This window comes from Streptococcus sp. NPS 308, assembly GCF_002355895.1.
Lineage (GTDB): Bacteria > Bacillota > Bacilli > Lactobacillales > Streptococcaceae > Streptococcus.
The window spans coordinates 272,374-296,376 of record NZ_AP017652.1 but is presented as its reverse complement, the minus strand read 5'-3'; the positions used below and the strand labels follow the sequence as shown (position 1 = coordinate 296,376).

The following is a 24,003-nucleotide window of genomic DNA, read 5'->3' as shown; positions in this document are numbered from 1 at the left end:
TCTACTCCTATCTATGTGTACGTGGATCACTAGCATCCGCTAGGTTTTGACCAACAACGAAGAGAGATAGGGACACCAAGATCAGGGTTGTCAATGGAATCCAGAACAAGTAAGCGTTGGTCGTAACGTTTTGTGAGTAATCTGAGATCAAACGTCCCAGACTTGGCACTGTTACAGGCAATCCCAATCCAAAGAAGGAAAGGAAGGCTTCATAAGAGATGAAGCTTGGCAACATCAAGGTCATCGTAGAAACAATAACAGATACCAATTGTGGCATGATGTTTTTAACGATGATTTTAAAGGTTGGTGTTCCAAGTGTTTGAGAGGCAAGGTTGTATTCCAAGTCACGGTAACGCATGATTTGGATACGAATCATATAAGCAATCCCAATCCAAGTTGTCACACTCATGGCAAAAATCAAATTCCAGAAACCAGCACCAATTGAGTAAGTCAAGACAATGACAATCAAGAGAGATGGAATGTTTGAAATAATGTTATAAACTTCCATCATGACACGGTCAACAGATTTTGAAATTCCCCAGATTCCACCAACAATAACCCCAATTACAAGGTTGATAAAAGTTGCAATTACAGAGATAAGGATAGAATTACGCGCACCAAACCAAACCCCGTCAAACAAGGATTTACCATTACTATCTGTACCAAACCAATGTTCAGCATTGGGTTTGATAAAACGAGCAGAAAAGTCATTGACCTTACTTACATCGTTGAAGTCAAAGTTTGAGAACATTGGATAAATAAAGCTCATCAAGATAATGGCAACCAAAATCCCCAACATAATGACTGTTGATTTTTTCTTTAGAAATTGTCTAAATACAGAACCCCAGTATGAATAGGCAGGGGCGTCAATTGTTTCAGAGGCAAAATCGTCACGTTTTACGAACTGAAATTTTTCTTTTCCGATTGTTGACATTATTTGCCTCCTTTCTCTGTCAATTTAATACGTGGATCAAGCATGGTCATCCAGATATCTCCTACAAAGAGTGAGAAGATAGAAATACATGTGAAGATGAAGACGAGACCAACTACCATTGAGTTGTTGGATGCCTTAACAGAGTCGATCAACATTTTACCCATACCTGGGAAGGCGAAGACTGTTTCTGTCAATGTTGCACCACCAATAACTCCGATTACAGCACCAGGAATACCTGAAACCAAAGGAACCATGGCATTTTTAAAGATGTGTTTATTTGAAATTTCTTTTTCAGACAAACCTTTGGCGCGAGCAAAACGTACGAAGTCTTGAGATTGCAAGTCGATCATGTAACGACGAATCCAGATAGCCGTACTTGGTGCTCCCAACAAACCTAGAATGACTGCCGGCAGGACATAAGAACGCCAATCTCCAGCACCTAAGATAGGGAATGAGTCTGGTAGACCAATAGATGATCCAATCAAACGAACGATGTAAACCAAGGCAATCGTTGGAAGAGCAAGCAAGAAGGTCAAAGCACCTGTCGAGAAGCTATCAATCCAAGTATTCTTGTGGCGAGCCATAGCAGAACCAAGAGGAATGGCGATAGCATACGAAATAATCAAACCAATCAAACCAGCAATCGCTGAACTTGTAATCATTGATGGGTATTGGTAATTGCTTTCTGTAGCTGTATATGGATCGTCCTTACCATAGTTGGCTACCTCACGCGCGTCTGCTTGACTTGGTGATTTGTAGGTACGAGAGTAGATATCTACAGATGAAGTCTTTTTACCTGTAGGGAATTGAACTTCTGATGTCTTAGTTTGTCCTTGACCCTGTGTGATAACTTGAAGCACTGGTGTGTTTGCATAAGTTGGGTAAGAATCACCTAAGTTAACGTTCACAAAGTTTTGGTGTACAAATGGGAATTGGTTGTTGAAATACAAAAGATACTTATGTTTTGTACCTGAACCAACCAATGACCAACCGATAGCAGGGTCATTTTCAAAACGAAGATAACGTTCCAAGTTTGGATTTTCAGGGTCTTGAATCTTGTTTGTATGATCAATATCAATCAAGTTGGCATAGAATTTGAAAACACGTTCAAAAATCGGAATTTCACGCGTAGCATAGAATTGACCACTTTCTGAGAATACACCTAGCGTCCAACCATTTCCTAGTTGGTTGATGTATTTTTCGTAGATTGCCTTATTGGTATCATTGGCATCTACTGTTACAGATGAGTCTATCGTGCTCGCTTTTTCTTGCAACTCCTTGGTATCGTAGTACTCGATATAGCCCATCCGCTCATAAACGGTATTTTCATAATTATCCCGCTTGTCCGGCGTCGTTGCAATCTTGTTATAGTTGGTATCCTGCTTGAAAATCAATTTTCGAGGAACCATCGTATAGATAATTGTGTAGGTCAAGGTTGTCACCAAGAAAATAGACAACAATGAACGCAATACACGCATAAAAATATATTTCTTCATATCGTTTCCTTTTAAAATCCCAAAAGAACCTTCTCCTCATGGAGAGAAAGTTCTCTTGAGAGTTATTTATTTAACGTGGTTAGCCAATTCTTTTTGAACTTTTTCGTTTGATTCTTTTTTCTCTTTGAGCCATTTTTCACGAGCTTGTTCATAGTCAGCTTTTGTTACAACCTTATCTTGTAACTGAATATACTTGAAGTATACGTCTGATCCCTTGTCTCCAGATTGACTGTAAGATGCAGAGAATGGCACAACACGAGAAATGAATGGTGCAGCACCAGTTGATGACATAGCTGGCAAGATGAGTGAGCTATCTGTCAACCAAGCTTGGGCAGCAGCGTATTTTTCATAACGAACATTCAAGTCGCTTGTTTCTTTAGCAGCTTCATCAACTAGCTTATCGTATTCTTTCAAACCAACTTGAGCTGCTGCAGCATTATCTGCACCTTCGTAACCCATGTATGTTTTTGTTTGTTCAGCATTCGTTGTCTTCAAGATGTCAAGGTAAGTTGATGGATCTTCATAGTCTGGGTTCCATCCAACTGCCCCTGAGAGATCCCAGTCTTCTGCTGCTGCATTCGCCGCATAGTAGGTAATATTAGTAAACTCATCTTTAGAAACTTGTTGGATATCGATGACTACATTGTCTTCTCCAAGCACTGTTTCAACGGATTGTTTGAAGGATTGAATACGTGCGATATAGTTTTTAGCTGTTTGGTCTACTGGAACATCCAAATGGATAGGGAATTTTACACCTTCTGCTTCCAATGCTGTTTTGGCTTTGGCAAATTCAGCTTTGGCTTTATCGGCGTTGAAGAGTCCATCTTGACCATCCGCAAAGTTTACGTTCTTCCATTCATCACCGTAAGCTGACATCTTATCAGTCACCAAGTCACCAAAAGTTTTTTCGCCAGCAGAGACAAAGTCAGGTTTTACAAAGAGGTTACGAACGGCACGAGGAGCACCTTCTTTACCATTTACTTGAGCTGAGTAAGACGTACGGTCAAAGGCAAAGTTCAAGGCTTGACGGAAGTCCTTATTAAGAAGGGCTTTCTTAGTAGAAGTCTTCTCTTCATCAGTTGTCTTAGAAGTGTATTTGTAACCTTGGCGGTCAATATTCACACCCAAACCACCAATACCAGGTCCTGATGGGGTGTAGAAGATATTTTCCTTGTAGGTTTCTTCTACTTTAGAGTAGTTTGAACTTGTTGGGTAAAGACGGGCATAGCTATAAGCTCCACTTGTAAAGTTACGTTCAATAGACTCTTGGTCTGAACCATCATAGTAAGCAAGTGTTACTTTATCAATATGAACATTATCTTTGTCCCAGTAGTTTTCATTCTTAGCGAACTCGATAGAAGACTTAGCAGTCAAACCTTTCAGCAAGAATGGTCCATTGTAAAGCAATGATGTAGGGTCAGTCGCTTTAGCAAAGTCAGATCCTTTTGATTTTTCAAATTCTTCGTTCAATGGCCAGAAGATTGAATAAGCCATCTTAGAGTTCCAGTATGGTTCTGGTTGGTTCAAAGTATACTCAAGAGTATAATCATCAACTGCTTTCACACCTACTGAAGAAAAGTCTTTTGTATTACCTGCCAAATAATCAGACAATCCTTTAACAGAATTTTCTGCTAGGTAAAGAGCTTCTGACTTGTTATCAGCTGCGTGTTTCAAACCATTCACAAAGTCCTTAGCAGTAACTTCTGCATACTCTTCTCCGTCAGATGTGAACCATTTGACTCCTTTACGAATCTTGTAAGTATAAGTCAAACCGTCTTTTGAAACGGACCAGTCTTCTGCAACTGCAGGAACTAGGTTCCCATACTTGTCATTTGTGAAGAGACCATCGATACCATTTGAAGTGGCAATCTTAGTACTTTGTTTCCCTGAGATCAAGTAATCCAATGTTTCTGGGTCAGCTGAATAAACATAACCATAATTTTTTGGCGCTGTTGAATCAGATGATTTTGAAGAACCACAAGCAGCTAAAACGCCAGTTGCTAATAGGGCAATTCCTGCTGCGACAAATACTCTACTTTTTTTCATATTGTTAACTCCTCTTTGAAAAATTTAGGCTTATTGTCAATTATATCATATATTATCTAAAAAGTAAACGAATTTTCAGAATATTTAGGCGTATACCCTCAAAAAACTTTCATTTGTCAAATTTTTCTATTCTTTGTTTGCTATCTAGGGTGATTAGATGGCAAATTTACAGCCCGTAAGGACTGTTTCCCAGACTTTCTCTCTCGGTTTTTAAGCCTGCCAAAATAAAGGGAAAGTTTCCTAAATTGGATTTTCGTTTAAGAAACTATTGACGTAGAATCATTTTCAAGGTATAATAATAAACGTTGAGGCGGTATAGCCAAGTGGTAAGGCACGGCTCTGCAAAAGCTTGATCGTCGGTTCAAATCCGTCTACCGCCTTATAGTAAACCAAAAGACTCCTCGTGAGTCTTTTGTCTTATAAATGGGAGCTTGAGCACCTGATGGTGACTCAAGCTCTTTTATTCTGTTTCTTCTTCATTTTCTACTTCAGTGATTTGAACTTTTACCTTGGTAACACGTCCGTTTTTCACCTTGTCGTTGGTCAGGACGACTTGCTTGTTTTGACTGACCAGTTGGTAACTGATTTTCTCAGTGGTTGGAATCGTTCCAACACCCGTCAAATAATAACCGGCGATGGTATCCACATCATCGCTTTCTAGTTCGACACCAAAGTAGTTATTGAAGTCGTTAAGATTCATGGTTCCCTGTGCAATATAGGTGTCCTCACCGATTTGATGGACTTCAATTTCTGCTCGGTCTGTCTCGTCGTCGATTTCTCCGACAATCTCCTCCAGCAGGTCCTCCAGTGTGACCAGACCAGCCATACCACCATATTCATCGAGCAAAATGGCCATCTGTCTCTGAGTATTTCGCAATTCTTTTAGCAAGTCATCCACAAAAATAGTTTCAGGGACAAAGAGTGGATCTTGTAAAATCCTCTTCCAGACAATATTGTCAAAACCATCCACAAAGGCCGCATTAAGAAGACTCTTGGTGTGAATAATCCCAATCACATTGTCCTTATCCCCATCATAAACTGGGATACGGGAAAAGTTTTGTTTTAAAATACTTTGGATAATGGTTTGACTATCATCCTGAATATCCACCATAAAGGCATCTGTCCGAGGAACCATAACTTCTCTCGCCATCAGTTCATCTAGAGAGAAAATCCCTTGTAACATCTCGATTTCGTCTGCATCCAAGGTTTCCTCACTCTTGGTCAACATGTACTCAATTTCATCTCGAGTCATTTTTTCATCCGCATCATCAAAGGTCATTGGTGTTAAACGACTCAAGAGATTGGTTGAAGCAGATAACAACCAGACAAAGGGACTGACAATCTTCCCAAGTCCAATAATTATCGGAATAGAGCGAATGGCTAAGGCATCTTTGAGATTGAGGGCAATCCGTTTAGGATAGAGTTCACCAAAAACAATAGAGATGTAGGTCAAGAATGCCAAAGAGAGGAAACTTGCAATGGCATAAGCCGTTTCTCCATTCCCCATCCAAGAGGCAATTACTTGTCCAAGTGTATCTGCCAATTTTGCCCCTGACAAGATTGTGATCAAGGTGATACCGACTTGAATGGTTGATAAAAAGTGATTAGGGTTTTCAAGCACCTTTAGCAAGCGGATATAGCGTTTATCGCCTTCTTCTGCTTTTTGCTCTACTCGGGCACGATTTAGTGACACCATAGCCATTTCTGTAGCTGAGAAAAAGGCATTTAAAAAGGTCAATACAACTAAAAGTACAAATTGCAGTAACAAATCCTGACTGCTTGGGTCTTCCATGGTCTTTCTCCTAAAATAGTATCTTGTGTTCCATTATACCATAAATCGGCCTAGGAATCACATTATTTTCTAATTTATACAATCGCTCCCTTATCAATGACGGACAAGGGAGCAATTTTTATTCCTTTAATAGATTGGTTCTAATTTGTCACCGTGACCTGACCTGTTCGGTAATCAAGCTGGATACCCTTTTGAACATTTGGAATCAGGACGTTGAACTCCAATTCACCATCCGAAGACTTGGCTTCAATTTGTGAAGCAGATGGAACCAAATCCTCATTCGTAGCATAGTGGAGAGTTACCCGATAACGGACTCTCTTATTCTGGTCTAAGGCTTTCCTAACCAGACTCTCATAGTAGTTCTGCCCTGTCGAATCTTCCGCCTGAGCCTGGTTGGCCCAAGCTGTCTGAACTGCAATGTTCTTGGGATTGCTGGTAGAAGCATCAAAGCCATCTAATCCACCTATCAAGGCATAACCCAACAAGTGCCCCCTATCTACTGCGTGCGTATAGGTTCCCTTTAAATTTTTAACCTGATGCCATCCCGGCGGTGTCCAAGAGGTTGAGCCGTTGCCTGTTTCTTCACGATTTTTATACTGCCGAGTCGCTTTGGATAAGATGGCATTGGCAACCGTTGGGACGGTCTCTTTCCCGACTGGTTTTGTTTTATTATCCGCATAGGGTTTGCTAGAAACTTTAGCATCTAGATTGGTTTTATTGCCATTTACGACAAAGGCACCTGCCCCATTCCATTCTAGACCACCTTTTATTTGGTTCTTGATCGACTCAGTTAAGACACTTTCTGCCAACTCCTGACTAGGAGCTTCTGAAGCTTGTCTTTTCTGGCTAACCTTAGTTTTAGGGGTGTTTGGCGCTGTCTGCATCTGCTTGATGTAATAACTACCAGCAGATAATAGTAAGAATATGAGTAGCCCTATCAGAGCTTGTCTTGTTTTCTTGTCCATATCTATCCTTATATCTCTAGAAAAAGACTGGTCTCCCAGCCTAATTTCCTGTAAATTTACTAATCAATTCTTGCCATTTCGCTGGAGACAAAATCGCCCATGGATCCTGTCCCTTTCCTAGAATCCCGTAGCCAATCATCAAACCGATTCCTAAGGCAAGGAATCCCAGCAAGAGTACAATAAAAATCAACAGTAAGCGACGGAGTACATAACGTATATTTTTATTCTTCTTCATCATTTGCCTCAATCCGCTGAATCTTCGCTCCTAGCTGAGCTAACTTCTCATGGAAACGGTAGTAACCTCTGTCAAGGTGGACTAATTTACCAACAACTGTCTCCCCTTGCGCTACCAAACCTGTCAGAATCAAGGCCGCACTGGCACGAAGGTCTGTTGATAGAACTTCTGCTCCCTGCAAGACTTGTCCTCCTACGATACGGGCTGTATCACGGATAATCTCCGAACGCAAGCCCATCCGACGCATTTCCTCCAGATGTTGGAACCGATTCTCAAATACAGTTTCCACCATGGTGGATTCCCCTTTTGCGACAGTCATTAAGGCTGTAAATTGAGCCTGCATATCTGTCGGAAATCCCGGATGTGGCAAGGTTTTTACATGAACAGCTTTGAGATTTTCCAGTTGAGAACGGACACGAATGCCTTCCGACTCCTCCGTCACCTCAACTCCCATTTCAAGGAGTTTAGCAATCAAGGGACGATTATGCTCCCAGACTGCATCTCGAATCAGGACATCACCGCCAGTCATGGCTGCCGCCACCATAAAGGTTCCAGCTTCAATACGGTCCTGTACCACATTATGAGTTGTTCCATGGAGTTCCTCGACACCAGTCACTGTGATTGTTTCAGTACCAGCTCCCTTGACCTTGGCTCCCATTTCATTAAGAAGGATAGCAAGGTCAACAATTTCCGGCTCACGCGCAGCATTTTCAATAACAGTCACACCATCAGCTAACGTCGCTGCCATCATCAGGTTTTGTGTCGCGCCGACACTAGGGAAGTCCATATAGATATGAGCGCCATGCAAGCGTTCTGCCTTGGCTTCGATGTAACCAGCTGTCTGGCTAATCTTTGCTCCCATAGCTTCCAAGCCCTTGAGGTGGAGATCGATTGGACGACTCCCAATGGTGCAACCACCTGGCATGGATACCTTGGCATGTCCTACACGAGCAAGGATTGGTCCCAAGACAACGATCGATGCACGCATCTTGCTGACATACTTGTAAGGAGCCTCCTCTGTGATGTCACCAGTCGCATCGACTTCGACAAGATGAGCTTCCTCATTAAAGTCAACCTTGGCATTCAGACCACGAACTACTTGATTCATGGTGAAAACATCTGACAAGATCGGGACGTTCTGCAAGACTGTCTTACCCTTGCTTGCTAGAATAGTCGCTGCCAACAAGGGCAAGACGGCATTCTTTGCCCCCTCAATGGTCACACTCCCGACCAGACGATTATCTCCGCCTTGAACCACAATTTTTTCCATAGTTGCTTCCTTTACTTTTGATTTTATAATAATCCTCTAAGTGCTTCTTGCCACAATTGATATAAGCTGATAAAGAATGAACTTAATATGTAGCCCATTACAATACTAAAGAAGCCTACCAACAAACGAACTTTTTTTGTATTCGTAGCAGTTACTTTTAACACCTTTTCCCATCTCACAAGATCCTTTAAAAGGTAAAAACTCAAATAGATAAAGAGCATATGACTGCTTAGAGTGAATAATAATTGAACCATTTGACTATTATACCATCTTATCCGCTTGCGCGCTAGTTTTCAATTTTTCTACGAATTAGGGATTGTTTTTAAGGTAATCAATCGCATCCTGCAAGGTCTTAACGGGAACGATTTTCATCTCTGTCTTGATCGTTTTAGCAGCTTCTAGGGCTGTTTCATAGTTACTTTTCGCATTGGGATCTGCTTTTTTGGCTTCCTCGGTGACTGGATTGTCAGGAGCAAAAAAGACGTTGGCTCCCTGACGAGAGGCCGCAACTACTTTTTTGTCAATTCCACCAATGTCGCCAACATTTCCGTCCCGATCAATGGTTCCCGTTCCCGCAACGATGCGGCCATTACGAAGACCTGGATCTGCTATCTGGGTGTAGATAGCTAGACTAAACATGAGACCAGCACTTGGCCCGCCGATACCAGCTGTTGAAAAGCGAATTGGAACGTCACTGGTCACTTCCGTACGGTCAATCAAGCCAATCCCAATCCCGTTTTTTCCGTTTTCGAGAGTGATAATTTTACCTTCTGCAGACTTGACTTTTCCGTCTTCTTCATAGGTTACCTTGACCGTGTCCCCTAATTGTTGAGAATTGACATAGTCGACCAAGTCTTTTGAACTGTCAAATGTTTTGTCATTAACAGCCGTCACGGTATCTGCAATGTTCAGAATGCCTTTAAAAGTCGAATTATCCGTCACAGTTAAGACATAAACTCCCAAGTACTTGAGTTCGATATCCTTACCAGCCGTCTTCAGTCCTTGATACTTGGCCATATTTTGAGAAGTTTGCATGTAGAACTGATTGATCCGCATAAATTCTGCGTCAGTAGAGCCACCCGTAGTCTCCTTGGCACTTCTAATATCCGTGAAAGGTGTTAACCAAGCATAGACCAGATGCGACAGGGTTGCGTGTCGAATGCCGACTGTTACAAACTGGTAAGCTCCTGCTTCTGTGTCTTCTGTTTCATTGACTTTCAAAACGCGACGAATATCTTCCGCTCCACCTGGAACTTCTATGTAGTAAGGTAAAGGTACTACAAAGGCTAAAAAAGTCAATACTAGTGCTAGGATGACATATAAGGGCCATCTAGTTTTTTTCTTCATGTTCTAATTCCTCCACAACACTGTTTGGAACATATTGCTGAATCTCCTGACCAAACTTCAGGAGCTCTCTCATAGCTGAAGAGCTGACATAGAGATGCTCTGGGCGACTATGTAGGTAGACCGTCTCAATCTCTGGAGCCAGTTGATGATTGTAGTAGTCAAAACTAGCCTCGTATTGCAAGTCTGTTGCATTCCGCAAGCCACGGACAAGAGTTTTAGCTCCCAGTCTTCTTGCAACATCGACGACTAATTGGTCATGAGAAGCCATGACTTCTACATTTTCTAAATGTTCTACGGCTTTTTCAACTGCTCGTTTGCGGTTTTCAACGGGGAGAAAACCTTGTTTGTGGGGATTGTAGAAAACCCCGACATAGAGCTTATCAAAGAGTTTGCTTGCACGTTCAATGATATCCAGATGTCCATTTGTCATCGGGTCAAATGAACCTGTAAATAATCCAATTTTATCTGACATAGACTGTCACCTTACTAATCCCATATATTTTTTCCTTCCAGATGCCTAAGTAGGCGATTTCTTCTGGGAGTTCTACAGACTTATCTGTTTCGCAGACGACCATGACTTCTTGGGAGAAGAGATTTCTTTCTGCCATTTTTTCGATATCTGCAACGATTTGTTCCTTGGCATAGGGGGGATCTAAAAAGATCAGGTCAAAGGGACCATTCACATGCTCCAAGGCTCGTTCAGCTTCCATTTTTACGAGCTGAAATTTAGAAACTTCCTTGGTCATTTGGATATTTTCAGCGATGATAGCTTGTGCCTTTCGATCCCGTTCCACTAAGACAGCACTGGACATCCCTCTTGACACAGCTTCAATAGACAGACCGCCACTGCCAGCATAGAGATCCAAGACACGACCACCCTCAAAATAGGGACCTATCATGTTAAAGATAGCTCCTCTCACCTTATCAGATGTCGGTCTAGTCGTCTTTCCTTCTAGCGTCTTGAGAGGACGCCCCCCATAGATTCCTGATACGATTTTCATACCGTTTATTATACCAAATTATGGGCAAAAAGAGAAAGAAAACCGAACCTTACGGTTCGATTTCCTACAAGATGTTTTCGTAAGTGTCGCGGACTTCTTGCGGCCAAACACTAGTCTGAACCTCTCCGATGTGTTTCTTACGAAGAAGGAACATGGCCATCCGAGACTGTCCAATCCCTCCACCGATTGTCAATGGGAAAAGACCGTTAAGCAAGGCCTTGTGCCATTCCAACTCCAGACGATCTTCGTCTCCTGTAAGGGCAACTTGGCGACGAAGGGTATCTTCATCTACCCGAATCCCCATCGACGAAAGTTCAAAGGCACATCCAAGAGATTCATTCCAAACTAGAATATCCCCATTTAGCCCCTTGTAGCCATTCTCAGACTCTGTAGTCCAGTCATCGTAGTCAGGCGCACGTCCATCATGCGGTTTCCCGTCAGGCAACTCCCCACCAATACCAATCAAGAAAACTGCTCCAAACTCTTTACAGATTGCATTTTCACGCTCTTTTGGTGTCAAGTCTGGGTAACGTTCTACCAACTCTTCTGTATGGATAAAGGTGATTTGTTTTGGCAAGATCGATTCGATATCATAGCGGGCTTCTACGGCTAGCTCTGTCAGACGAATAGCCTTGTAAATCTTTTCAACTGTTTCTTTAAGATAAGCGATATTGCGTTGACCATTTGGAATCACTTTTTCCCAGTCCCACTGGTCTACATAAACAGAGTGGGTCGCATCTAGTGAATCTTCATCTGGGCGAAGAGCCTTCATGTGGACAAACAAACCTTCCCCATCACCGAAACCAAAACGAGCCAAGGTGTGGCGTTTCCATTTAGCAAGTGAATGAACGACCTCATAGGTTTCATCTGGAATCTGCAAAACCTTGACAGATACTGGATTTTCGACACCTGACAGGTTGTCCTGCATCCCATCCCCGACCTTGCTCAAGATGGGACCTTGAACTTCAACAACTTCTAACTTATCTTTCAAATACTGGGTAAAAGTGTTCTTAACAAAGGAAATCTCTTCTTGCTGATGAATAAAACTTTTCTTCATAAACGGCTCCTCAAAAATTAGTTAAAAGCATTATACACCTATTTCCAAGAAAAGAAAAGAGTAAATAAGAAAAAGTCAGTGCTCTTTCGAACACTGACTCCGTCATTCATTAATCGTTTCGACCAAAGATTCGTAAGATGCTAAGGAAGAGGTTGATAAAGTCTAGGTAGATGCTGAGAGCCATTGAAATGACCCAACCTGTCGCTACTTGTCCTCGTGACTGCTCATAAACATAGCGAATCTTTTGGTTATCCCAAGCAATCAGACCTGAGAAAACCAAAACCATGGCAATACTAATCATGTAGTCAAAGAAGCTATTGGCTAAAAATAGATTCACAACCATGGCAATGATGAGACCAACAAGCGCCGCCATCAAGGCTCGTCCCATTCCACTCAAATCCTTCTTGGTGAAAATTCCGATTGCCGCCATGACAAAGAAGAGAAGGGCACTGGATACAAAGGCTGATAAGACGGTCCCAGGTGTATAGAAGGCTACGACAAAGCTAAGGGTGAAGCCATTCAGTAGGGAGTATACTAGAAATACCGGCAGAGCTGCTGGGCTATTTTTTGCAGCCATGCTACTTGCAACAAAGACTAAACCAAGTTCTGCAAAAGTTGCAATCATCAACCAGAGACGGCCATGCATTAAAAAGTAGATCAATTGAGCTTGGAAGACTGTCAACATCAAAGCTGACACCAGAGCTGATAGACCAATCCCAAGTCCTACAAAGGCATAAACCTTAGCGTAAAATTGATTGAGACCTGAACGTTCTTGAATAATCGATTGATTCATTTTGATTCTCCTTTTTCTATAAATATGTCTTGATTATAACAAAGATTTTATAAATTAGCTGAAATAAAACATCAAAATGCCTGCTGCAACTGCCACGTTGAGACTTTCTGCTCGGCCTTTCATGCCAATGTGAACCAGCTGATCAGCACTCTCAGCCATGACAGAACTAATCCCCTGTCCTTCATTTCCCATGACTAAAGCAAAGTTTTCTAAGGGAGAAAGCTCACGATAGTCCTTAGATTCTTTGGATAAGGTCGTTGCTAGAATGGGCAAATTGCTCTTCTTTGCCTCTTCTACAAAGGAAGCAAGAGACATCCGATAGATGGGCAAATGAAAATGACTTCCTTGCATGGAACGCAGGGTCTTGAGACTGTAGATATCTGCTGACTTATCTGAAACAATGACCCCTGTAAAACCTGCAGCGTCCGCAGTCCGAATCATGGTGCCCACATTACCAGGATCTTGAACATCTTCTAAAAATAGAAACTTACCCTGACTAAAATCAGGCAGTCCCACTTCTTCTTTTTGAATCACAGCGACAATCCCTTGAGGAGTTTGCGTATCTGCCAAATCCAGCAAAATTTCCTCTGAAACCCAGACCGTTTGAGGAAAGGCAGCTAGCTGATCTCGGTAACTTTCCAGAGCAAAAATCTTCTCAATCGTCACTCCAGCTTGAACAGCTTCTTCAAATAAGTGCCAACCTTCAATCAAATAGGCAGACTTTCGATATTTTTTTTGATGCAATTTCTTGGCATTTTTTACCACTGAATTGGCTTTTGAGGTTATAATAGTCATAGAAACATTATAACACAATCAAAGGGGTTTAGTATGCAAAAGGTTAGAATGATTGCCCAAGGCAGGGTACAGGGTGTTGGTTTTCGTTGGGGTGTGGTTACTCTAGCGCTTGAAATCGGTGGCATCACCGGTCGTGTCTGGAATAACGACGACGGCACAGTGGAAATTCTTGCTCAGGCAGACTCCTCTGCCACTATGGCAAAATTTATCCAAGAAATCCGTAAAGGCCCAACGCCCTTTTCAAAAGTCACCTATCTGGATGTGCAGATGAGCAACTTTTCATCCTATTCAGACTTCAAAGTTGCAAATTAGGTCTCCAGAACTATTGTATATTTTACAAAAAAACAGTAGAATAGAAAGGTACAATTTTTAAAGAAGGAATGAAAACATTGAAATCTATTAAACGTTTTGCCCTCTCTGCTATGGGAGTGGCTATGCTACTCGTCTTGACAGGCTGTGTCCAAGTAGACAAAGCAACAGGTAAGCCAGTTGGTCCCGTTTGGGATTTCTTGGGTGCTCCGATGGGAGAAGCTATCAAGTACTTCGCTACTGATAAAGGACTAGGCTTCGGGGTCGCTATCATTATCGTAACCATTATCGTGCGCTTGATTATCTTGCCACTTGGTATCTACCAATCATGGAAGGCGACACTTCACTCTGAAAAGATGAACGCCCTCAAACACGTACTCGAACCACACCAAACACGTCTCAAAGAAGCAACAACTCAGGAAGAAAAACTTGAGGCTCAACAAGCTCTCTTTGCTGCTCAGAAAGAACACGGTATTAGCATGTTAGGTGGTGTAGGTTGCTTCCCTATCCTCATTCAAATGCCATTCTTCTCTGCTATCTACTTTGCAGCCCAGCTCACTGAAGGGGTAGCTAGCTCTACCTTCTTGGGTATCGATCTTGGTTCACCAAGTATGATCCTCGTAGCCTTTGCTGGTATCCTCTACTATCTCCAATCACTCCTTTCACTTCATGGCGTAGAAGATGAGATGCAAAGAGAACAGATCAAGAAAATGATCTACATGAGCCCACTCATGATTGTGGTCTTCTCCCTCTTCTCACCAGCTAGTGTGACGCTTTACTGGGTTGTCGGTGGTTTCATGATGATTCTCCAACAGTTCATCGTTAACTATGTTGTTCGTCCAAAACTTCGCAAAAAAGTTCGTGAAGAATTTGCCAAAAATCCACCAAAAGCAAGCTCATTTTCAACTGGAGGCGGACGCAAAGATGTCACTCCAAACCAAGCAACTGCGATCATGACTAATAAGAAACATAAAAAACGCAATGCTGGTAAACAACATTCTAGAAAATAAGAAAAAAGCTTAGCTGAAAGGCTAGGCTTTTTATGCATCACAAAAGCCCGATGTCTCCATCAGGCTTCTTTTTTATCCATGAACACGTTTCATGTAGTCTTGGTAGCTTTCTGTATCCATCAATTCCTTGGCATTCTTGACACGGTCTGCTGTTGGAGGTTTGACCCCTTCGAGCGAATAAGGAATTCCAAGTTCACGCCACTTGAACTCACCCATCGTGTGATAAGGCAAGATTTCAAACTTGTCAACATTTTTAAGGGTTTTGACGAATTTACCGAGTTCGATCAAATCCTCATCTCTGTCCGTCAAACCTGGAACCAGCACATGGCGAATCCAAACAGGCTTCCCAATATCTGATAGGTACTGGGCACAGGCCAAGATGTTTTTATTGGTTTGACTGGTTACAATCTTGTGCTGTTCTTCGTTGATTTCCTTGATATCCAGAAGAACCAAGTCTGTCACAGCCATGAGTTTATTAAACTTTTCGAGATAACGTGGCTTGTTACGGAATGGAAGAGCACAGGTATCCAAGGTACAGTGGATTCCTTTTTCTTTGGCCTTGGTAAAGAGGGCAATCAAGAAATCAATCTGCAAGAGGGCTTCTCCTCCACTAACAGTGATTCCTCCCTTGTCTCCCCAAAAACCACGGTAGCGAAGGGCTTCTGTCAAGACATCGTCTACTGTCCGTTCGCGTGATTTATTGGTCTCCATAGCCCATGTGTCGGGGTTATGACAGTACTGGCAACGCATGTGACAACCCTGCAAAAAGACAATAAACCGAATCCCAGGGCCATCTACCGCCCCAAAACTCTCTGTCGAATGCACCATTCCTGTCACTTGTCCATAGTCAATTGTTTCTTCAGACATATCGTCACCTTCCTTGAAACCGTTTTATAGTTTTATTATATCATGAGTAAGATGAAAAACAAGGTTTTTTGTCTATTTTTTAGAAAGCAATCTGTTTTTCACTTTCATTTTCATACCCTTTTAGTGATCCGGTTCAAAATCAAAACCATACAAGGTTGCGAAATAGTCCTCAGGACGCTCTGCACGGCGGATTTGGCGAGCATTTCCTTCTTCGGTATAGAGGATTTCTGCCGATCGTAGTTTGGCATTGTACTGGTAACCCATGGAGAATCCATGTGCACCTGTATCATGAATCACCAGCAAATCACCGATTTCTGTATGAGGTAGTTCGCGGTTAACGGCAAATTTATCATTGTTTTCGCAGAGTGAACCGACCACATCTACCACCTCAACTGGTCCGTCTGGATGGGTCAGATTGGTGACATGGTGGTAAGCTCCATACATGGCTGGGCGCATGAGGTTGACTGCTGAGGCATCCACACCTAGATAGGTACGGTAAGTTTTTTTCTTATGAGTAACTTTTGTGACGAGAACTCCGTGGGGTGCCAGCATAAAACGTCCCAATTCGGTAAAAATCTTGACCTGACCAAGACCTGCTGGCGTAAGGACTTCTTCATACACCTTACGCACCCCTTCACCAATCATCGCAATATCATTTGGCTCCTGATCTGGGCGATAGTTGACACCGATTCCGCCAGAAAGATTAATAAAGTCCAGTGAAATACCCAATTTTTCTTTGATTTCCACAGCTAATTCAAAGAGCCGGCGGGCCAATTCTGGATAATAGAGGTGGGTCACGGTATTGGATGCTAGGAAGGAATGAATCCCAAAAGTCCTAGCTCCTTTTTCCTTCAAAACAGCAAAGGCTTCAAAGAGTTGATCCTTGGTCATGCCAAACTTAGCCTCTCCAGGATTATCCATGATGTCTGTTCCTAATTCAAAGACTCCTCCTGGATTGTAACGACAAGAGATGATTTCTGGAATGCCTACAGTTCGCTCCAGATGTGCAATGTCTTCAAAGGCATCCAAGTTAATGGTCGCACCTAATTCATGGGCATAAGCGTACTCTTGGTCTGGCGTATTGTTTGATGAGAACATAATCTCAGGACCTGCAAATCCAAGTTTATGGCTCATCAAAAGTTCCACATAACTAGAACAGTCCACACCACAACCTTCCTCTTGGAGGATTTTCAAGATGGCTGGGGTTGGAGTGGCCTTGACGGCAAAATATTCCTTAAAGCCCTTGTTCCAGGAAAAGGCCTGGTTGACTGCTCTTGCTTTTTCACGAATCCCCTTCTCGTCGTACAAGTGGAAGGGAGTCGGGAACTCTGCAACAATTGTTTCTAAATCTTCACGGCTGATAAATGGTGTTTTCATAGGCATCCTTCTATTCTGTTTGCAAAGAAAGGCTGGGACAATCGTTCCAACCTTTAGTTCTATCTCTTATTTGTCTTCGTCAAAGATATTTCCAATCTCAACATCGATGGATTGGTTCTTAACATCAATATTGGTAACCTTCAAGAGTGACTTGTAATCAAACTGCTTTTCACGTTCTTCTTGGGCATTGTCTGCAAAGACTGCGACACCGGCTAGTTCAGAATCGAACTCACGCAAGAGACTAATCATCCCGTTGACAGTTCCGCCACCTTTCAGGAAGTCATCCACGATCAAGACACGACTGCCTGCCTTGAGGCTACGTTTTGAAAGGAACATTTTCTCAATACGGTCACCACTTGAACCTGAAACATAGTTGACACTGACCGTTGAACCTTCGGTAATTTTTAAGTCACGACGCACAATGACAAATGGAACATTGAGGACATTGGCAACCGCATTTGCTAGCGGAACACCCTTTGTTGCCACTGTCATAACGGCATCGATTTTTTGGTCCATAAAACTCTTGGCAATGATGCGACCAATATTTTTCAAAATGGCAGGTGTACTGAGCAAATCAGATAGGTAGATGTAGCCACCTGGCAAGATACGGTCGCTTTCTGAAAGCTTATCACGCAAGTCTGCGATCATTTCTTTAGCTTCATGGCTAGAGATGGATGGTGTAAAGATAACGCCACCACCTGCTCCAGTCACAGTCTGAATATGGCCAATTTCAATTTCCTCAAAGGCACGCTTGATAATCACGATGTCCTCTGAAATCGATGATTTAGCTGATTCGTACTTTTCTGCAAAGGTGTTGAGACTGGTTAGTTTGTATGGATTATTAATCAAATAGTTGGAAATGACAACCATCCGATCACTTCTTCTTAATTTCATTTTTATTTACCATTCCATTTAATTTTGATATTTTATCCATTATACCATATTCACATAAAAAAACGAACATTATTGCGTAAAAAATGCTCGTTTTTCTTAAATTATTAATCTAAATCTGGTTTATAGAAGGAACGATTGTCCATAGCGAAGATTTTATTGGTCATTTCTCCTTTATCCACCAAAGCAAGAGCTGTTGTCATCATCATCATGCTGGCATCGAGATTATCGATCATATGAATGATTTCAGCTTCCATCACACGAGGACGAACAGGACTACCATACTCCAGTAAGCCATGATGACTGAGAATGACATGGCGCAGTAGCACCACTTCTTCTCTGGTATCATCGATGCCAAGCTCCATGACTGCTTTGGTAATTTCGCTATCAATTAGGGCGATATGACCGATGAGATTGCCTCGCACTGTGTACTCCGTCTGATCAGGACCGCTGAGTTCTAGAACCTTGGCCAAGTCGTGCAACATAATCCCGGCATAGAGCAAGCTCTTATTGAGCTGAGGATAGATATCGCTAATGGCATCTGCCAAGCGCACCATGGTTGCCGTGTGAAAAGCCAAACCCGTTTCAAAGGCATGGTGGTTGGTTTTTGCAGCTGGATAGGAGTAGAATTCCTTATCATACTTGGTGTAGAGACTGCGAACGATACGTTGCCAGACAGGATTTTCAATTTTGAAAATCATTTGCGACATGTAGTCACGAATTTCCTTGATATCGACTGGTGACTTGACCTTGAAATCAGCTGGATCATTTGGTTCGCCAGGTTGAGGCAGGCGGAGAGTAATTTGATTGACTTGAGGAGTATTGTTGTAAACTTCTCTGCGCCCCTGCATGTGGACCACTTTCCCTGCGGTAAAGGCCTCAACGTTATGAGGCTGAGCATCCCAGAGTTTTCCTTCAATCTCGCCACTATCGTCTTGGAAGGTAAAGGCTAGGTAGTTTTTCCCAGCTCGTGTCTGTCTCAGGTCAGCTGACTTAATCAGGTAAAATCCTTCAAACAGCTCATCTTTTTTCATGTGACTAATCTTCATATTCTTCCTCATTTTCTTGGAAATGGAGTAGATCAAGCGCAGGCTCATCTTCTGATAACTCAATGTGACGGAGCGTCCGCTCAATAGCTGTGGTGCGACGGTTTAATAATTCATCAATATTGCCAGAGGCATGTTGAAGATGTTTTTGTGCCTTTACCAAAATCCCCCCGAACTTGCCAAACTCGGTCTTGACGCTAGCAAGGGTCTTACTGATATGGTCGGCACTCTTTTGGATATTGAGGGTTTTGAAGCCAACTGATAGGGAATTAAGCAGGGCTGATAGGGTACTTGGACCAGCAACAATAATCTGTTCCTCCCGTCTCAAATCATCAAAGAAAATCGGATTGCGGACGATTTCTGAATAAAGACCTTCTGTCGGAACAAACAAGACTCCAAAATTGGTCGTCCGAGGCGGCGCTATATACTTGCTCTTGATATCCTTGGCGAAACGCTTAACGCTTGTCAAGAGAGATCTACGACAACGTTCAATCTCGTCCTTATCACCTGCTTCATAGGCTTCTTCTAGGCGGTAATAATCTGCCAGTGGAAACTTGGAATCAATTGGTAGATAGACGTATTCCTGGTCGCCTTGCCCAGGCAACTTGATGGCGTATTCCACTCGTTCACTGGAGTTTTCAACCGTTGCATATTCTCGTTCGTACTGGGTAGGCGTCATGATGTCTTCGATGATTTGCCCCAGTTGCAATTCACCCAAAATGCCTCGCGTTTTGGTTCCAGAGAGAACCTTATTGAGGGCTCCGACATCGCGGGCAACTGTCTGCATCTCTCCAAGGCCACGATTGACAGACTCCAGTTGTTTAGAAACTGTCTCAAAGGACGCCTGCAAGCGCGTCTGTAAGGTCTTTTCTAGTTTCTCCTCGACTGTTTGGCGCATTTGTTCTAGGCGTTGCTCATTTGATTCCTGCAAGGCTTGGAGACGTTGGTCGGTCTTGTCTCTGGTTTGGAGGAGATTATCTGTCATTTCTTGACGGACTTGAGTCAAGCCTTGATGCAATTCCATTCGTACTTCCTGCAAGCGGTCACTGACAGCCACTTCCAAGTCTTTTTGGTCTAGTTGGCTGGCTTGCCTGGCTTGTTCAAAGCGGTAATCTAATTGATCTGAAAGATTGTCTGCCTGGTCTTCCAAACTCTTGACTAGATATTTGTCTTGCTTATCCTGCCTCTGCCAAATGAGAAACAGTCCAGCCAGGTTGACAATTAATAATAGTAGTAATACAGTCTCCATCCTACCTCCTGTCCTTGCTATGCAGTACGACTACATAGCCATCCGGGCAAGTCACCGAAACTTCCCTATCTATATATTCGTTAGAAGCGTACACTTTTTTAAAGAAAAAATTTTCCTCAGTCAATTCGTACTTGGCACCGATAATGGTCAACTGACTATCCCGAACTGGCATAAAGGCTAGATAGTCATAGTCCGAACGAGGTTGAAGCTGACTGGTTCCTTCTGGACAATAGCAAATCACATTTTGCCCATCCTCAATCGCTATCTGGCTCATATAAGGTGCCAACTTGGGATTGCTAGGTAGAAAAACATTGGCCAACATATGGTCAATACGGCCACCCAAAGCACCGAAAATAGTGACCTGAGCCTGAGGATTTTGCTCAAAGACGGTTAAGAGAGTCAATTCCAGATCCGTATCATCCTTTTCTGGCTGGGCTTGAACAAAATGCTGGGCACTTTTTTGAATCACCTGTCGCTCTTCTGCAGTGACAGAATCAAAATCTCCAACTGCTAGAGCAAGAGGCAAGTCTTCTTCCAAGATCCAGAGCGATCCTCGATCCACACCGACAAAGCAATCAAAATCCGTCCGATAATGACCTCGGTCTCCGCCTGCAAAAACGGCAACCCTAGTCCAGTTGTTTTCTGAGCGTTTGCACTCGTTCATTGACATCTCCCTTAAAGACATAAGACCCTGCTACAAAAACGGTCGCACCAGCTTCTTTGGCTTGAGCAATGGTTTGATTATCAATCCCACCATCCACTTCGATCTCAAAGTTCAAACCTTTTTCCTCACGAAGGGCAACCAACTCGCGAATCTTATCCATGGTTTCAGGTAGAAAGGCTTGCCCGCCGAAGCCAGGGTTAACCGTCATCACCAAAACTTGGTCAACTAGGTGAAGTACGTGTTTGATAGCTTCAACCGGCGTACCAGGGTTAATGACAACAGAAGGTTTGACACCTAGAGAACGAATCTTTTGAAGAGCACCATGGATATGAGGTGTTGCCTCTACGTGAATACTGATGATGTCTGCACCTGCACGCGCAAAGTCTTCCAGATGATGTTCAGGATTAGAAACCATCAAGTGGCAATCAAAAACCATCTTGCTATGAGGACGAAGAGCTTCAACCACACCTGCACCAAAACTAATCTGAGGCACAAAGTGACCATCCATGATATCGATATGGGCATATTCTGCACCAGTTGCTTCTAGGCGTTTGATTTCACGTTCAAAGTTGGCATAATCTGCTGCCAGAATTGACGGAGCAATCTTGTATTGAGACATAGGTTTCTCCTTATTTTGGAATTTTTTTGCTGACTTTTTTATAGGTTTCTCTGCGATTTTCAATCTCACTGAGGAATTGCAAATAATTATCAAAACGGAAGTTCGCAATGATGCCTTCTTCTACTGCTGACTTAACCGCACAGGAAGGCTCATGAGTATGAGTACAAGTACGGAACTTGCAATTTCGGCTAACAGAGGCAATCTCTGGGAAGGCCTGATTGAGGTCTTCAGCCGTTGTCACTTCATAATCCAGTGATGAAAAGCCTGGAGTATCTGCGATTTTACCACCATTGAGATTGTAAAAACTTACAGCTCGAGTGGTATGACGCCCACGACCTAAACTATCTGAGATTTCTCCTGTTTCAAGATTGAGGTCCGGTGCGATTTTATTAAGAAGGGTTGACTTCCCAACACCTGTCTGTCCCATAAAGACCGTCACTTTTCCTGTCAACAAAGGCAAAAGTTCTTCTTTACTAGTCACAAAGTCGTAACCAATAGCACGATAAGTTTGTTGGTAAAAATCCAGTTCTCCCCTATCGTCCAACAAATCCATTTTAGAAATATAGACGATGGGGTGGATGCCCTTGTGTTCCAAAAGGACCAAGAAACGATCCAATAAATTACTGTTAAAGTCAGGTTCCTTGACGGACATGATCACCACAGCTTGGTCAATATTGACAATGGGCGGACGGACCAGACTGTTTTTCCGTTCGTGGATTTTGAGAATATAACCTTCTGAATGCTCCTCCGCAGAAAAGTCTACCCAGTCCCCAACATAGGGTGTGTGGCCTTTTTTACGGAAATTTCCGCGCGCACGCGTCTGGTAAACTTGACCCTCACTCTCCACATAGTAGAAGCCCGCCAAGGCTTTAATGATTTGTCCCTTCATCTTAGAGTCCTTGTCCTTTGAGCGCATCTGCTAAACTAGCAAATTCTGCCAAGCTGAGAGCTTCTCCACGCACACTTGGTGACAAGCCTGCTTGATCCAAAGCCTTGGTCAACTTTTCCTTGACTTCATCAGTCTTACCAAAATAACCTGTCAAGTTGTTCCACAAGGTCTTGCGGCGATGGGTGAAACTGGCCTTGGAAACCTTGAAGAAGAGTTGCTCATCTTCTACCGCTACAGCCGGTTCTGGTCGACGTACCATTTTCAGGATAGCCGAGTCCACGTTTGGCGCTGGTACAAAGACCGTACGAGGCACGATAAAGGCCACCTTGGCTGTCATGTAATACTGCACAGCAATCGACAAACTACCGTAGGCCTTGGTATTTGGCTGTGCTGAGATACGATCCGCCACTTCTTTTTGCATCATAACCACAAACTCACTAAAAGGAATGCCACTCTCGATCAAGTGCATGAGAATAGGCGTCGTAATGTAGTATGGCAAGTTGGCTACTACCTTGATTGGCAGTTCAGGATTTTTGAAATTCTGGATATGCTGCGCCAAGTCAACCTTGAGAATGTCCTCGTTGACTACGGTCACATTGTCAAAATCACGCAGGGTATCTGCCAAAATCGGTACCAAACGGTGGTCAATCTCAAAAGCCATGACCTCAGCTGCACGCTCAGCCAAAAACTCAGTCAAGGCACCAATTCCTGGACCGATTTCAATGACATTAACCTGGTCATCAATTTCAGCTGTATCCACGATTCTTTGAAGGATATTGGTATCCGTCAGGAAATTTTGCCCGAAGGACTTTTTAAAGGTAAAACCGTGACGCTCCAGCACTGCCTTGGTCACGCTATAATCTGCAATTCTCATCTAATCTCTTTTCTATTATAGTAAGCTTCTGGAGTATAATGATAGAGCAAAACAAATAAGGGTGTTCCATCAAATCCTTCCACCATCTCTTTTAGAAGTGCATCTGGATGAATGATTTCTCGTGTTTTGGTGAAATAAACTCCATGTTCCCCGTTTCTATTACGAAGTTCCCAGGCAACATTATTCCCTTGGACAGAGGGTAGGTAACGTTCCATTTCTAGAAAATCAAAAAAATCTTTCACTGTCATATCCTCAGGAACTTCAAATTCTACCTCATGAGGTAATACATCATCACCCATACAGACAGAATCTCTATCAACTCGGATTTTCATTTTGCTCTCTCCTTATAAGCTTCTATTTGGACGCTATCAAAATAAATCTAAGTACCTCTATTGTAACACATTCTCCATGCATTTTGAGGTCTGCTCAACTATTATCATAAGATTTCATAACCTCTTCACTTCTGCCAAGGTCACT

The 24,003-nt window shown here is 42.8% G+C and carries 26 protein-coding genes and 1 tRNA gene; 3 read left to right on the top strand and 24 right to left on the bottom strand.

What is annotated here, in order from left to right; translation table 11 throughout:
- Positions 1 to 7: 7 nt before the first annotated feature.
- The 3 genes from oppC to SNAG_RS01665 form a co-directional block, all read right to left on the bottom strand.
- A complete protein-coding gene (oppC, locus tag SNAG_RS01675) occupies positions 8 to 934 on the bottom strand; it encodes an oligopeptide ABC transporter permease OppC (RefSeq protein ID WP_033629311.1) in 927 nt (308 codons plus the stop codon).
- Positions 934 to 2,430, bottom strand: a complete 1,497-nt coding sequence (locus SNAG_RS01670; RefSeq protein WP_096406001.1) for an ABC transporter permease — start codon at positions 2,428 to 2,430, stop codon at positions 934 to 936. The genes oppC and SNAG_RS01670 overlap by 1 nt, the downstream gene beginning before the upstream one ends.
- A 66-nt stretch (positions 2,431 to 2,496) precedes the next feature.
- Positions 2,497 to 4,476, bottom strand: coding sequence for a peptide ABC transporter substrate-binding protein (locus SNAG_RS01665; RefSeq protein WP_096406000.1), 1,980 nt, complete (start codon positions 4,474 to 4,476; stop codon positions 2,497 to 2,499).
- 309 nt (positions 4,477 to 4,785) lie between these two features.
- Here SNAG_RS01665 and SNAG_RS01660 point away from each other — a divergent pair.
- Positions 4,786 to 4,856, top strand: a tRNA-Cys gene (locus SNAG_RS01660).
- Between the two features lie 80 nt (positions 4,857 to 4,936).
- On the opposite strand, the gene SNAG_RS01655 is transcribed toward SNAG_RS01660, so the two are convergent.
- The 11 genes from SNAG_RS01655 to SNAG_RS01605 form a co-directional block, all read right to left on the bottom strand.
- The gene (locus SNAG_RS01655) at positions 4,937 to 6,268 is read right to left on the bottom strand and encodes a hemolysin family protein (RefSeq protein WP_096405998.1); all 1,332 of its coding nucleotides are present in this window, start codon (positions 6,266 to 6,268) and stop codon (positions 4,937 to 4,939) included.
- Between the two features lie 140 nt (positions 6,269 to 6,408).
- Positions 6,409 to 7,233 (bottom strand): DNA/RNA non-specific endonuclease, encoded by an 825-nt coding sequence (locus tag SNAG_RS01650; protein ID WP_096405997.1) that lies wholly within the window; start codon positions 7,231 to 7,233, stop codon positions 6,409 to 6,411.
- 40 nt (positions 7,234 to 7,273) lie between these two features.
- A complete protein-coding gene (locus SNAG_RS01645; protein WP_000739700.1) occupies positions 7,274 to 7,468 on the bottom strand; it encodes a DNA-directed RNA polymerase subunit beta in 195 nt (64 codons plus the stop codon).
- A complete protein-coding gene (murA, locus tag SNAG_RS01640; RefSeq protein ID WP_096405995.1) occupies positions 7,455 to 8,738 on the bottom strand; it encodes a UDP-N-acetylglucosamine 1-carboxyvinyltransferase in 1,284 nt (427 codons plus the stop codon). Before murA ends, SNAG_RS01645 begins: the two co-directional genes overlap by 14 nt.
- 23 nt (positions 8,739 to 8,761) lie before the next feature.
- The gene (locus tag SNAG_RS01635) at positions 8,762 to 8,992 is read right to left on the bottom strand and encodes a DUF1146 family protein (RefSeq protein WP_009444432.1); all 231 of its coding nucleotides are present in this window, start codon (positions 8,990 to 8,992) and stop codon (positions 8,762 to 8,764) included.
- 55 nt (positions 8,993 to 9,047) lie between these two features.
- Positions 9,048 to 10,085, bottom strand: coding sequence for a SepM family pheromone-processing serine protease (locus tag SNAG_RS01630; RefSeq protein ID WP_057489243.1), 1,038 nt, complete (start codon positions 10,083 to 10,085; stop codon positions 9,048 to 9,050).
- Entirely contained in the window at positions 10,069 to 10,557 is a 489-nt protein-coding gene (gene coaD / locus SNAG_RS01625) for a pantetheine-phosphate adenylyltransferase (protein ID WP_096405994.1), read from the bottom strand. Before coaD ends, SNAG_RS01630 begins: the two co-directional genes overlap by 17 nt.
- A complete protein-coding gene (gene rsmD, locus SNAG_RS01620; RefSeq protein ID WP_096405992.1) occupies positions 10,547 to 11,086 on the bottom strand; it encodes a 16S rRNA (guanine(966)-N(2))-methyltransferase RsmD in 540 nt (179 codons plus the stop codon). Before rsmD ends, coaD begins: the two co-directional genes overlap by 11 nt.
- A gap of 64 nt (positions 11,087 to 11,150) precedes the next feature.
- Entirely contained in the window at positions 11,151 to 12,143 is a 993-nt protein-coding gene (gene asnA, locus SNAG_RS01615) for an aspartate--ammonia ligase (RefSeq protein ID WP_061852938.1), read from the bottom strand.
- A gap of 109 nt (positions 12,144 to 12,252) precedes the next feature.
- Positions 12,253 to 12,936, bottom strand: a complete 684-nt coding sequence (locus SNAG_RS01610; protein ID WP_096405991.1) for a Bax inhibitor-1/YccA family protein — start codon at positions 12,934 to 12,936, stop codon at positions 12,253 to 12,255.
- Between the two features lie 54 nt (positions 12,937 to 12,990).
- On the bottom strand, positions 12,991 to 13,731 hold the full coding sequence (locus SNAG_RS01605) for a TrmH family RNA methyltransferase (protein ID WP_096405989.1): 741 nt from the start codon (positions 13,729 to 13,731) through the stop codon (positions 12,991 to 12,993).
- 33 nt (positions 13,732 to 13,764) lie between these two features.
- Here SNAG_RS01605 and SNAG_RS01600 point away from each other — a divergent pair, with 33 nt between their 5' ends.
- On the top strand, positions 13,765 to 14,043 hold the full coding sequence (locus SNAG_RS01600; protein WP_001174609.1) for an acylphosphatase: 279 nt from the start codon (positions 13,765 to 13,767) through the stop codon (positions 14,041 to 14,043).
- A 77-nt stretch (positions 14,044 to 14,120) separates the two neighbouring features.
- Positions 14,121 to 15,050 (top strand): membrane protein insertase YidC, encoded by a 930-nt coding sequence (yidC, locus tag SNAG_RS01595; RefSeq protein WP_096408803.1) that lies wholly within the window; start codon positions 14,121 to 14,123, stop codon positions 15,048 to 15,050.
- Positions 15,051 to 15,122: 72 nt separating this feature from the next.
- Here the strand turns inward: yidC and pflA are convergent, their stop codons facing one another.
- The 10 genes from pflA to SNAG_RS01545 form a co-directional block, all read right to left on the bottom strand.
- Positions 15,123 to 15,917, bottom strand: a complete 795-nt coding sequence (gene pflA / locus SNAG_RS01590; RefSeq protein ID WP_001288281.1) for a pyruvate formate-lyase-activating protein — start codon at positions 15,915 to 15,917, stop codon at positions 15,123 to 15,125.
- 120 nt (positions 15,918 to 16,037) lie between these two features.
- Complete coding sequence (locus SNAG_RS01585; RefSeq protein WP_096408799.1) at positions 16,038 to 17,294, bottom strand: diaminopimelate decarboxylase; 1,257 nt, start codon at positions 17,292 to 17,294, stop codon at positions 16,038 to 16,040.
- A gap of 66 nt (positions 17,295 to 17,360) precedes the next feature.
- Positions 17,361 to 18,188 carry a pur operon repressor gene (purR, locus tag SNAG_RS01580; RefSeq protein ID WP_002874197.1) on the bottom strand — a complete coding sequence of 276 codons (828 nt, stop codon included), beginning with the start codon at positions 18,186 to 18,188 and terminating at the stop codon, positions 17,361 to 17,363.
- Between the two features lie 104 nt (positions 18,189 to 18,292).
- On the bottom strand, positions 18,293 to 19,234 hold the full coding sequence (locus SNAG_RS01575; RefSeq protein ID WP_096405988.1) for a 3'-5' exoribonuclease YhaM family protein: 942 nt from the start codon (positions 19,232 to 19,234) through the stop codon (positions 18,293 to 18,295).
- On the bottom strand, positions 19,224 to 20,480 hold the full coding sequence (gene rmuC, locus SNAG_RS01570) for a DNA recombination protein RmuC (protein WP_096405986.1): 1,257 nt from the start codon (positions 20,478 to 20,480) through the stop codon (positions 19,224 to 19,226). The genes SNAG_RS01575 and rmuC overlap by 11 nt, the downstream gene beginning before the upstream one ends.
- Position 20,481: 1 nt before the next feature.
- Positions 20,482 to 21,144, bottom strand: coding sequence for a thiamine diphosphokinase (locus SNAG_RS01565; protein WP_096405985.1), 663 nt, complete (start codon positions 21,142 to 21,144; stop codon positions 20,482 to 20,484).
- Positions 21,107 to 21,763, bottom strand: coding sequence for a ribulose-phosphate 3-epimerase (rpe, locus tag SNAG_RS01560; RefSeq protein ID WP_096405983.1), 657 nt, complete (start codon positions 21,761 to 21,763; stop codon positions 21,107 to 21,109). The genes SNAG_RS01565 and rpe overlap by 38 nt, the downstream gene beginning before the upstream one ends.
- Positions 21,764 to 21,773: 10 nt before the next feature.
- Positions 21,774 to 22,652: a ribosome small subunit-dependent GTPase A gene (gene rsgA, locus SNAG_RS01555; RefSeq protein WP_096405981.1), complete on the bottom strand. Its 879-nt coding sequence runs from the start codon at positions 22,650 to 22,652 to the stop codon at positions 21,774 to 21,776.
- A 1-nt stretch (position 22,653) separates the two neighbouring features.
- On the bottom strand, positions 22,654 to 23,526 hold the full coding sequence (gene rsmA / locus SNAG_RS01550; protein WP_096405980.1) for a 16S rRNA (adenine(1518)-N(6)/adenine(1519)-N(6))-dimethyltransferase RsmA: 873 nt from the start codon (positions 23,524 to 23,526) through the stop codon (positions 22,654 to 22,656).
- Positions 23,523 to 23,858 (bottom strand): hypothetical protein, encoded by a 336-nt coding sequence (locus SNAG_RS01545; protein WP_096405978.1) that lies wholly within the window; start codon positions 23,856 to 23,858, stop codon positions 23,523 to 23,525. The genes rsmA and SNAG_RS01545 overlap by 4 nt, the downstream gene beginning before the upstream one ends.
- Between the last annotated feature and the right edge of the window lie 145 nt (positions 23,859 to 24,003).